The sequence below is a fragment of the Algibacter lectus genome (genome assembly GCF_900112395.1).
Classification (GTDB): Bacteria; Bacteroidota; Bacteroidia; order Flavobacteriales; family Flavobacteriaceae; genus Algibacter; species Algibacter lectus.
On the sequence record NZ_FOLN01000010.1, the window covers coordinates 164109 to 176089 of the forward strand.

At 32.9% G+C, this 11981-nt stretch carries 10 protein-coding genes; 4 read left to right on the forward strand and 6 right to left on the reverse strand.

Annotated features, from left to right (window positions below):
- Nucleotides 1-60: 60 nt before the first annotated feature.
- From BM246_RS16220 to BM246_RS16230, 3 genes are all read left to right on the forward strand, one after another.
- Nucleotides 61-555: a CAP domain-containing protein gene (locus tag BM246_RS16220; RefSeq protein ID WP_042498346.1), complete on the forward strand. Its 495-nt coding sequence runs from the start codon at nucleotides 61-63 to the stop codon at nucleotides 553-555.
- 501 nt (nucleotides 556-1056) lie between these two features.
- Complete coding sequence (locus BM246_RS16225; protein WP_074939323.1) at nucleotides 1057-2292, forward strand: glycoside hydrolase family 88 protein; 1236 nt, start codon at nucleotides 1057-1059, stop codon at nucleotides 2290-2292.
- 165 nt (nucleotides 2293-2457) lie between these two features.
- The gene (locus BM246_RS16230) at nucleotides 2458-2973 is read left to right on the forward strand and encodes a hypothetical protein (RefSeq protein WP_074939325.1); all 516 of its coding nucleotides are present in this window, start codon (nucleotides 2458-2460) and stop codon (nucleotides 2971-2973) included.
- Between the two features lie 86 nt (nucleotides 2974-3059).
- Here BM246_RS16230 and BM246_RS16235 read toward each other — a convergent pair whose 3' ends face one another.
- From BM246_RS16235 to BM246_RS16260, 6 genes are all read right to left on the reverse strand, one after another.
- Nucleotides 3060-4475 carry a purine-cytosine permease family protein gene (locus tag BM246_RS16235; RefSeq protein ID WP_074939327.1) on the reverse strand — a complete coding sequence of 472 codons (1416 nt, stop codon included), beginning with the start codon at nucleotides 4473-4475 and terminating at the stop codon, nucleotides 3060-3062.
- Between the two features lie 50 nt (nucleotides 4476-4525).
- Nucleotides 4526-5896, reverse strand: coding sequence for an FGGY-family carbohydrate kinase (locus BM246_RS16240; RefSeq protein WP_074939329.1), 1371 nt, complete (start codon nucleotides 5894-5896; stop codon nucleotides 4526-4528).
- A gap of 11 nt (nucleotides 5897-5907) precedes the next feature.
- The gene (locus BM246_RS16245) at nucleotides 5908-7188 is read right to left on the reverse strand and encodes a sugar isomerase (RefSeq protein ID WP_074939332.1); all 1281 of its coding nucleotides are present in this window, start codon (nucleotides 7186-7188) and stop codon (nucleotides 5908-5910) included.
- A 158-nt stretch (nucleotides 7189-7346) separates the two neighbouring features.
- Nucleotides 7347-9452, reverse strand: coding sequence for a bifunctional aldolase/short-chain dehydrogenase (locus tag BM246_RS16250; protein ID WP_074939335.1), 2106 nt, complete (start codon nucleotides 9450-9452; stop codon nucleotides 7347-7349).
- A gap of 339 nt (nucleotides 9453-9791) precedes the next feature.
- Entirely contained in the window at nucleotides 9792-10268 is a 477-nt protein-coding gene (locus tag BM246_RS16255) for an SRPBCC family protein (RefSeq protein WP_074939337.1), read from the reverse strand.
- Between the two features lie 140 nt (nucleotides 10269-10408).
- Complete coding sequence (locus BM246_RS16260) at nucleotides 10409-11521, reverse strand: hypothetical protein (RefSeq protein WP_074939339.1); 1113 nt, start codon at nucleotides 11519-11521, stop codon at nucleotides 10409-10411.
- A gap of 191 nt (nucleotides 11522-11712) precedes the next feature.
- Here BM246_RS16260 and BM246_RS16265 point away from each other — a divergent pair.
- A partial coding sequence (locus tag BM246_RS16265) for a transposase (protein WP_175489809.1) occupies nucleotides 11713-11981 on the forward strand: 269 nt, incomplete at its 3' end.

An 11981-nucleotide genomic window follows, 5' to 3' on the forward strand; every position in this document is an offset into this window, starting at 1 on the left:
CTTTTAAGTAGGCGAATATCTTTGTTAAACCCAAAGCAATAATTCAAAAAATTCCTACTTATGAAATCACTTCTAAAATTTCCGTTAATAGCTCTCATAGCTATGTTTTCTTTTTCTTGTTCCACAGAAAGTATGGATGATAGTGGAGAACAAATCCAAATCGAAGAAACTACTATTCAAGCCAAAAGTATTGAGGTAGAAACTTTAGAATTAATTAACGATTATAGGGTATCTCAAGGTTTAAATGCTTTAGGTGATATGAATATTGTAAAGTCTGTAGCTTATAGCCATACAGATTACATGCTAGAAAATAATGAAATCTCTCACGATAACTTTTTTAAGAGAAGTGAGTATTTAAAATCTCATACGGGAGCTGCAAGAGTTTCAGAAAATGTAGCATATGGTTATAGCTCTGCTCAAACTTTAGTGAAAGCTTGGTTAGCAAGTGAGGGACACCGTAAAAATATTGAAGGTGATTTTACAAACTTTGATATCTCGGCAGAACAAAATGCAGAAGGTAGATGGTATTACACTAATATCTTTATTAAAAAATAAAGTAACTACGTTACTAGAGCATACCTATTTATTTACTAATTAATAGCCATAATGAGTTAAACAGGTAAGTTAATAACAATTTGAAGTGTTGTTATCTAGTTTAAAGTATAAAAATCCTCTGATGAAAATCAGAGGATTTTTTTGTATATAAAATTCAAACTATGCCTATTAAAATTGAATATGTCTTCATGAATTTACAGCTCTAAAACCTTCCAGTCTATTCATTCTATTTTTTTTAATTGCGACTTAACAAGGGGTGCTAAAAAATAATAGTTTTTTTAATGAATATTTTAAAATTTGTAGGCTTTACGGCACTTTCGGTCAAAATATGACTATAATTTATACTAATTGCGCTATAATTTATGATGTTAAATCTTAATTCTTACTAATATTGAATTCAATAAGAGAGCGATTTGTAATTATGAATTTATACTCATAATTCAATTGCTCAAACCTAAGAAATAGAATAAGAAAAGATTATAGATATTAAATATGAGGCATATGAAATTACAAATTTTAGGCGCATTTTTTGTAACACTCCTAATGGTAAACTGTGGTAAAAAGAAAAGTGAAGTTGCAGTAGAAGCAAGTTTTGATGTTGATGCACAATTAGCGTATTGCGTTGAGCAAACTTCTAAGGCTTTAAAACTAGTACCAGCCGAAGGAAATATACCTAGAAATATAGCTCCAGACAGCAAAGAATGGCGTTATGTAGATTATAAAGATTGGACTAGCGGATTTTGGCCAGGTGAACTTTGGTATTTATATGAGTTTAATAATGAAAAAGAATGGGAAGTATCTGCTGATAAATTTACAGAATATCTTAGACCATTGTCTGTAACACCTGCTTTAGATCACGATTTAGGTTTTCAGGTCTACAATAGTTTTGGAAATGGTTACCGCTTAACTAAAAATCCAGATTATAAAGATGTTATTTTAAAAACAGCCGATACTTTAGCTACATTATTTAATCCTAATGTTGGTACTATTTTATCTTGGCCTAGAGATGTGCCAAACATGGAATGGCCACAGCATAACACTATTATGGACAACATGATCAATTTAGAGTTGTTGTTTTGGGCATCTAAAAATGGGGATAATAAAGCATTGTATGATGTGGCTGTTAGCCATGCCGATGTTACTATGGAAAATCATTTTAGACCGGATTATACATCATACCACGTTGTTATATATGATAAAGATACAGGAGAGAAAATTAAAGGTGTAACACACCAAGGGTATAGTGATAGTAGTATGTGGGCACGTGGACAATCGTGGGCTATTTATGGTTATACCATGGTTTATAGAGAAACTAAAGATCCAAAATATTTAGATTTTGCACAAAAAGTAACTCAGGTATATTTAGATCGTTTACCAGAAGATTTAATACCGTATTGGGACTTTGATGCTCCAGATATTCCAAACACCACTAGAGACGCTTCTGCGGCTGCTGTAGTAGCTTCTGCGTTGCTAGAACTATCAACACTTACTAAAGATGAAAATTTAGCTAAAGAATATAGAAACAAAGGTGAAGGTATGTTAGTAGAACTTTCTAAAAATTACCAAAGTAAAGATATAAATACCGCATGTTTATTGCATTCTACAGGTCATGCACCGGCAGGGTCAGAGATCGATTATTCAATTGTTTATGCCGATTACTATTACGTTGAAGCCTTATTAAGACTTAAAAAACTGAACGAAGGTATTCCTGTTTTAGCAGCTTTGCACAAAATATAAATTACAAAAGAGGTTATTATTTTATAAGAAATGATAACCTCTTTTGTATTTCTTCAATTATTTTCTTGAAACAAAAGGCTTTTCTTTTTTCATTATTGAAAATACTACCTTCGATATAACGCAACCAATTGCTAATAGTTGCATCTTCGGGAAAAGCTCAAGATTATGAAATACAAAATTTACCTTATTGCCTTCGTTTTTATTGGAAGTTTATGTCTGTCTTGCGAATCGGACGACATATCTTATCAAAGTAGTTTTGAAAATAGTCTTGAAGCTTTAGAGACTTTCAAAATAGAGACTAATAACTCATACATATATACTGTGCAAAATGGATCTTGGGTGGGATGGTCTAATGAAACGACAATAACAGTACTTAATGGAGAGGTTACTCAAAGACATTTTAAATATTTTATACCAGAAGGTTTAGATGTTAATTTATCTGAAGAGGAACTAGAGTGGATAGAAAATGAAGTAGAAGTTGGAAGTCATACCTCAGGAGCTCAAGCTTTAACCTTAGATGCTATCTACAATAAAGCTGAAAATGAATGGTTGGTTAAAAGAAAAAACGCTAAAACTTACTTTGAAACAGGGAATAACGGATTAATATCAGTTTGTGGTTATACTCAGGATAATTGTACAGACGATTGTTTTAATGGTATTAGAATAATACACATAGAATAAACTTAGTATTTATTATCATTTATAAATAAAAACGGGTTGAAAAGTAATAAACTTTTCAACCCGTTTTTTTATGTTTTTATAATTAATTATTTCGTCTGCTTTTGGAATTTTTTACTAAAAACTAAAAAGAGTACGCCGCATAAAATCCAAGCGGGTAGTGTTACAAAAGATAAAAATACATCAAACTGTACCGAAATAAAGTAGAAAACACCAAAGCTAATAGCCCAAGCCCAAAACACCGATTTATTAAACGATAAGTTAGCCGCTTCAGCATAGTTTTTTATGATGCCGACTTTTTTATGGAAAAAGTGTTCAAATACAATAATGGCTCCAAAAGGCGCTAAAATAAAGCCGTAAAGCGCAACAAAACCTAAAAGTTTCATTGCAAAAGCAGGAAAAAGTCCTGCTAAAGTTGCTATAGCTCCCGCTAAAAGGGTAACCTTTGCTGTAGATAGTTTTGGTAAAATAGCTTGAAAAGCTAAACCAGCTCTGTAAATTGTTGGATTTGCAGTGGTCCAACCTGCTAAAACAACTGCTATAATACCAAAAACACCTATAGCATTATAAGCTAGAGGTCCTGGTGCTACGGGAGGTGCATCACCATTGCTTAAAAAAGTTAAAGCTTCAGGAGATTTTAAGTAAACGGCATATAATAATGCAGCCGCAATCCATGCCATATAATGACCTACGTACATACCTGCCGCTGTTGCCCAGCCTGCTTTGGCTTTTTTTGCAAATCTAAAAACTGATAAATCCGACATACCAATATGCATGGCACCATTAGCAAACCAAGACCAAATTACAACATGCCAAAACGTGAATTTTATTTGGCCAGGAAAGGGCTCTGAACCTTCTCCCCAAATATTCCAAAAATCACTAAAACTAGTTACACCCAATTGGTTAAGAGCTACTATACCACAAGCTAAAAAAGCGATTACAATTATTGGCGACATTAGGTTAGCAGCTTTGGTAACCATATCGTAACCACGTGCTGCAATTATAGATATAACAGCTCCAATAAGAATAACTATGATTATCCAAGTTGCACCGTTAGGCATGGTATCCGTTAGCTTTGGCATAGGCATATTAAATGGTATGCCTACCGCTGTTGCAGAAACAGTTATCATAGACCCTGCTAAAAAGCAAAATAAAATACCGTTAGCTAAGTTATAACCTGTAACTAGTTTTTTTCCACATATTTTTTCTAACTGAAAATATAAAGTCAATCTGTTTTTAATAGCTATTTCTGCAGTTAAAAATCTCCAACTTAAAACGGCCAATAGATTTCCTATTAATAAACCAATAATTAAATCGAAAGCACTTACACCAGCTGTTAAAAACAAGGGGCCAATCATAAACTCAGTTCCTGCAGCATGTTCTCCGGCATACATGCCAATAAAACTCTTCCATCCTTTTAATTTGGATTTTGGTACTGGGGTTCTTTCAAATTCTCCTCCTGCAATATCTTCAATTACATCTTGTTCTATACTTACTTGGCTCATTTAGTTTAGTTTTATGGAATGGTTAGTTCTGTCTAGTAATTTAGTATGTGTTATTTGATTATAAAGGGGACGTGTTTTTTTAGTGAGTAATTTTTACGCAAAAATTTAGAGTTTAATTTTTTATCTGAAATAGAAATGGCCGCACCCAATGCTGATCCTAATGAAGAATCGGTAGTACGTAATTTCATGTTTCTACAATAATGTGATAGTAATTTTACAAAAAGGTCGTTATCACTAAAACCTCCATCAATATAAAGGCGTTTAACATCATCGTCACCAATAACATCTTTTATACTTTTTATTTGAAGAAGAACAAGTTCCGTCATTAATTGATGATAGGCATATTCAAAATTATCATAGCTTATATGAGTTTCTTTTTGCATATCTTGATCAATTAACCCTTCCCATGTAAACATGTGTTTAAAATCGTGTAATATTTCAGAATAGATATCATAATCAAACTTTACATGACGATGATAATCTTCATCCACATCAAAGAGTTTACTTAGTTTATCTATTTGAATTTTATACTCGTTACCTAAAAATAAACGTGTCGCTTTTACAGGTTTTCCATTAATTCTCATATAATTAATAGAGTCTTCAGCATCGCTATCTTCAACAATAGGATGATCTGTAAATGGGTTTAAAGTAATGCTCCAAGTTCCTGTCGATACTAATACAAACTTCTTTTTTACACTACGCACATAAGGCAATAAAGCCGACGAACTATCGTGAATACCCACACCAATTTTAATGCGTTTCCCGTTGTAGTTCATGTTAATACTCGTTTCTGTAGAAACAATAGTTGGTAAAATTTTATGAAGTTCTTCTTTGTAAACCCAACTGTGATAATCTTTTTTTGTGTAATCCCAAAGCCCAGTGTGGCAGCCAATACTAGTATATTCGCTTAAGGCTATTCCTGTAAAAATAAAACTGAGATACTGCGGTAAATGCAGCGAGTATTTTATTTTTTTGAATATTTCGGGTTTGGTATGTTTTATCCAATATAGCTGTAAACCAGAATTTAAAAGACTTAGATCAAAACAACCAGTTGTTTTTAAAAAATCTTCTCTAGGACCATATTTTTCAACAAATTCGTTAACAATACATTTGTCAATTTGCTTGGTGTAATTATACAGAGGCGTAAGTACTTCTCCGTTTTCATCTAAGTGTACAAAGCTGGCACCATAAGTTGAAAAATTTATAGCTTGAATATTATATTCTGAAGCTTCAAGAATGTTTTGAAACACTTTTTTCAGCCATTCTTGAAGCGCTTTTAGGTTCTCGGTAGGATGTCCATCTTCATCTTGAATTTCATCAAAGCTTATGTATTCCTTATAAACTTCTTTGTAATCACTATCAAAAAGAAAGAATTTTTTATTGGTTTTTCCTATGTCGAATACGGCAGTTACATTTATCATTTTAAAATAAATTATAGTCCTGTAGCAACTGTATTTCTACCACGTTCTTTTATAAGTTCATTTCTAACATCTAAAGCACGGTAAGTATTTATAGGGCTTAATGCTCCGCCACGTTCTAGTCTAGCTTTTTCTAGTAACGGACGAACATCTGTTCTATAAGCGTTTTGTAGAATTTCTTGGCATTTTACCACATCGTGATTTAGTTGTGCTTGTTTTAATTTATTTTGATCTATTAAAAGCGCTTTGGCGTAAGCCTCTTGTATAGCTTCTAGAGATTGAATTAAATCTTCTAACGGGTCTTTTACATTGTGGCTAGCATCAATCATCCAAGCTAAATCTGGATTTGCAGGATTGTTTTCCATACCATAAACCAATTCATTAAAAATTAAGAATAGGGCATAAGGTTTAATGCTTCCAACGGTTAAATCATCATCTCCATATTTGCTGTCATTAAAATGGAAACCACCTAGTTTTGCTTTCGACATTAAGATCGATACAATTTGCTCGATATTACTGTTAGGTAGGTGATGGCCTAAATCGACAAGTGAAAAGGCTTTTTCTCCACAGGCATTAGCAAGCATGAATGAGGTTCCCCAATCCTGAATTACCGTACTGTAAAAGTTAGGTTCGTAAGGCTTATATTCAATAAGCATACTCCAATCTGTAGGAAGGCCTTTGTAAATTTCTTTTAAACTGCTTTCTGTATTTTGAAGCGCTGTTTGAAAGTTGGTTTGTCCTGGAAAGCAAGAGCCGTCCGCCAACCATACGGTTAAACTTTTTGAGCCTAATTTATTTCCTATATTTATAACATCTAAGTTATGTTGAATAGCTTGTTGCCTTACAGCTTGGCTAACGTTACTTAGAGAGCCGTATTTGTAACTTTCTTTGGCGTTTGCTTGATCTTGAAAGGTATTAGAATTAACAGCATCGAATTTAATATCTAATCCTGAAGCTATTTCTTTTATCGCATTATAATCTTGAGGAATATCCCAAGGAATATGTAATGATACCGCTCCAGCAGTTTGTGTAAGTGCATGTAAAACACCTACATCTTGAATTTTTTGTTCTAAGCTAGAAGGTTCTCCATAGAATGAAAAACGTCCGAAACGAGTTCCTCCAGCTCCTAATGCCCAACTAGGAATAGCAACCTGAAAGTCTTGTAGTTTTGATATAATTTTATTGACATCTACACCTTTTTTTGTTAAGCTATTCGATAAAAAATCGAAATGCTCTTGGTGCGATGTTAAGTCTTTTTTATTGGTGTCTTGAATATGATTTTGTTCTATTTTCATAATTCTTATTTGTTTAGTTTAGTTGAAGGTATTTGAAGCATTAATTATTTGGTTAGCAAAAGAATAACGTAACGTTTAAACGTGTTCTGTTAAAAAAAACTTCCATATATAATTTAATATGCTATGGAAGCTTACACTAAAACTAACTCACGTAGTTTTTATCTCACAAAGGCATTGGCCATACCACCATCAACATTAATAATATTTCCTGTAGATTTATCGAGTATGGCAACTAAAGAGAACACACCATTAGCAATATCTGCAGGAGTTATTATTTCATTTAATAAATTTCTTTTTGCATAAAAAGCAGGAAGCTCTTCTACGGTTATACCGTTAGCTTTAGCACGACCAGCGGCCCAAGCACCTTCCCAAATTTTACTACCCACAATAACACCATCTGGGTTTACTGTGTTTACTCTAATTTTATCTTTTCCTAATTCGGCAGCTAATAAACGCACCATATGTTGTTGTGCGGCTTTAGCAGTGCCATAAGCGACATTATTTGGGCCAGCCACTAAACCGTTTTTACTTGCAATAGCAATGTAATCTCCACCAAGGGCTTGTTTACGCATTATTGCGGTAGCTTGTTTAGCTAAATCGAATTGACCTTTTACCAAAATGCTTTGTAGAATGTTCCAGTCTTTATCTGTTGTATCTTCTAAAGCTTTAGAAATTGCTAAACCAGCACTATGCACCACGATATCTACACCACCAAATTCAATAACTGCTTTTTTGTAAGCAGATGCAATAGATTCTGTATTTGTTACATCGCAAATAGCATAAGTAGATACATCTCTTTTGTAAGTAGCATGCGCTGTAATTAAGCTTTCTTCGTTAATATCTGTAAGTACAACATTGGCTCCTTCTGCAGCTAATTTATCTGCAATAGCTTTTCCAATACCACCACCAGCACCAGTAATTAAAGCTACTTTTCTAGATAAAGGTTGCTCTTTTGGCATACGTTGTAATTTGGCTTCTTCTAGCAACCAATATTCAATATCGAAAGCTTCTTGCCTTGGTAAAGATGTATAAGCTGTAATAGCTTCTGCACCACGCATTACGTTAATGGCGTTTATATAAAACTCACTAGCAACTCGTGTAGTTTGCTTATTTTTTGCAAAACTAAACATACCAACACCAGGATAGATGATAATTACTGGGTTTGCATCACGAATGGCAGGGCTATTATCTTTTTTACAAGTATTATAGTAATCTGCATATTCTTGTCTGTAAGCTTCAAAAGCAGGTTCTAATTTCTTTAAAATGGCATCAGCATCAGATAAATCTTCATTTTTATCTAATGTTAATACTAAAGGTTGAATTTTGGTTCTTAAAAAGTGATCTGGACAAGAGGTTCCCATAGGCGCCAAGCGTTCCAAATCGTTACTGTTTATGTACTCCATAACCACATCGTTATCAGAGAAATGACCAATCATTCTATTTTCCGAAGCGCATAAACCTCTTAATAAAGGCATGATTTGCACTGCTTTTTCAAAACGTTCTTCTTTTGGTAAGCTTTCTACTTTTTGACCTCCAAAAACAGAACCTTTTTCTTCCATTTTCTTTTCAATATATTCCGAAGCCATTTCAATCACTTCTAAACTATTGATGTAAGATTCGTATGATGTGTCGCCCCAAGTAAATAAACCATGAGAACCTAAAACAATACCTCTAATTCCAGGATTATCGGCCAAGCATTTTTCTAACTGTAACCCTAAATCGAATCCTGGTTTTTGCCATGGCACCCAACCCATAGTGTCTCCCCAAATTTCTTTGGTAACTTTTTCACTATCCTGAGCCGCGGCTACAGCAATAAGTGCATCTGGGTGTAAGTGATCAATATGAGCAAATGGTAATAAACCGTGAAGCGGCGTATCAATAGATGGAGCTTTACTATCTAAATCGTAGATACAGTGGTTAAATAACCCCACCATTCTATCTTCATCTTCTAAACCGCCGTAAACATTTTTTAAATCGCGTAATCTTTCGGTATATAAACCTGCAATTCCTGAGCGTGTTAATGTTCCAATATCGCCACCAGAACCTTTTACCCACATTACTTCAACCTCTTCATTTGTTAACGGGTCTTTTTCCATGGTTTTACAGCTAGTGTTACCACCACCGTAATTTGTAATTCTTAGGTCGGCTCCTAAAATATTAGACCGATATAAAAATAAGGCTACTTGGTCGTCTCCTAAAGCAGAAGCTTTAGCGTCATCCCATAAATAATCTACGTGTTTAAAGTTTTTTGTAAGTATGCTCATGTTTGTTATTCTAATGTTACTAGACAAATTTATATAATTAGTAATTTGAGTCCATCCTGCACTGTACTGTAATTTAAGAAAAACATTGAAGTTTCTATGATTTAAACACCTATTATTCCTTTTAAAATGTTGAATGTTAACTAATTTAAAAGAGGTTTTATTTTTATTAAAAACGGAGAGTAAAGATTCTTAGGGAGAATAGGTTGTTCAAATAATGAAAGTAAAGAATCTGTGGAAGGTGTTTGTTAAAGGAGGTAGAGAAGTAAAGGACGATTTTTTGTACGGAAATCAGCCAAATTTTTGATTAATCACTAAACCTAATATTATTACTTGCATGATTTATTTAGATATTATTTCTTTCCACCTTTCAGATTCCGCAAACTGCTTTACAATGCGATTTCGTTCAGTGAGTAATTCAATCATATATTTTTTGAGGAACAATTTATCAGCTATTTTACCTAAAACTCCAAAAGGAGATTTGTAATAAAAAAGGTCTGTCATTAAAGTCTCATCATTCAATTCCTCAAAGTGATGTTCGTGTTTAAATTCTTTAAAAGCCCCTTTTACCATTTGGTCTGTAAAGTATTTTGGTCGGTTGTATTCGGTGATTTTGGAAGTCAAGTTTTGATAAATACCAAAGTGTTTTGCTCTCCACGTTACGCTTTCGTCTATTCCGATTAATCCACTCGTTTTTCCTGCGATGGCTTCTTCGTTTGTGTGTTCCGTTGAAATTTTGTGTAAATCGATACTTCGCGAGAGATCAAATACTATGCTTCTAGTAGCTTTTATCTTTGTTTGAAGTTTGATTTTTGGCATTTTGGAGGAGTGGTTAGTATAAGAAAAGGAAGGGATTAAAAACGTACTTACTTTCGGCTTAGGACTTGGCTAAATTTAAAATTTTACCGAACTTTATGGACATGTAATAATTTTTGGTCTAGCTCGTAACCTTTATAATTTCATACATTGTTAACGATTGCCTTTTTATTCTCTAATTCCCAATATTTCAGTTCTTTTTTTAATAAGTTGTGTTTAATTTCTTTTCTACAATTAATAATTAATTCCAAGTTTTTAGTAGACTCACCTAAATCGAAAAATAAAGAATCTTTTAATTTAAAATCACCCCAGCGTTCCTTTCTGTCCATCTTTTGAATCAAATTATAAACTTCTAAGAAATAACTTTCGTTATAATTCCCTTTGTTGAATTCTGCTTTTAAGGTACCAACCAACAACTTTTCCTTTATAGCACTTTTTTGCTTATTTAATACTTCTTCGTGTTTTTCTATAAGAGTAAGCATTTCAGGGTAACTTAAAATATCGACTAGTGGTTTTAAGGCTGTTATTTCATAGTTTTTAAAAGGTGTTTTTTCCGTAAGTTCCATTGCCGCTTCAAGCCCTTTTTGTTTGCTGTAATTAGATATAAAATCTGATTTTATAAAATTGGCTTCAGTTTTATGTTTAGCTGGAAGACACTTTTTATAAAAGGTTTTAAATTTATTTAGGTCAACATTGTTTATATATTCATAAATACGAATTTGATATCCAAAGGCACTAGTTGGTTCATCCTTTTTACGATATGAATTTACCTTGTATACAGGCATCTGTTCTATATAATACTCCATATCACTCCATTTTTCAAGCTCTTTCATATATTCAAGTAAACTAATGAACAGATGTTTTTGACCAATATCACTATCAACCTTCAGAATCACTTCTAACATCTGTTTTTCATCTAATTTTTCATTGATAAAAAGCTGTTTTAGTCTATGTATATAATCTAGAAAATAATATCCATATCTTCTATGCTCTTCTCCTTCTGCAATGTTTTTTTGTAATAAATCGATATATTTCTTATACTTATTTTGATACCAAGTATTATCGAAATATCCAATATAGTCACTACCATATATTTCTTTTTCAATAATATTGTTATCCTCAAGTTTGATTTTGTCTAAATGGATAACCAATTCAGAATAATTCCGACTAGTAATTTCTTTAAGAACGAACAAATTGGAATATTCATCATTCTCAAATAAATTCAATATTTCTATACAATAGTTAATCTCTTTCATTTTTGAGGTTATTGCTAACGTGTTGTGTAAGAATAGTTGCGTGGTTAAACCACTAACTTACTAAAAATGGAACGAACCAGAGGAAATTCCGAAGGAATTTCCACGTAGGATAGAACCAAGCAATTAATTATACACGTTGTGCCTGTTGCACAACGTGTTGTTAAATATACAGAAATTTCGTATATTTAGTAATGCAAGGCACAAAAATATATCAAGAGAAATTATTCAGCAATTTTCAGTTGAGTAGTCGGGTTCCCCAAGACAATTTTTATAGACGATTATCTTGTGTTTTAGATTTGGAATTTCTACGGAATCAGACAAAAATCTATTACGGAAACTGTGGACAAAAAAGTTTAGATCCGGTTGTATTCTTCAAGTTCTGTTTAGTAGGTTATTTAGAGAATATCACCAGTGACCGAAAATTAATAGACCATTGCAGTTTGCGATTAGATATTCTTTA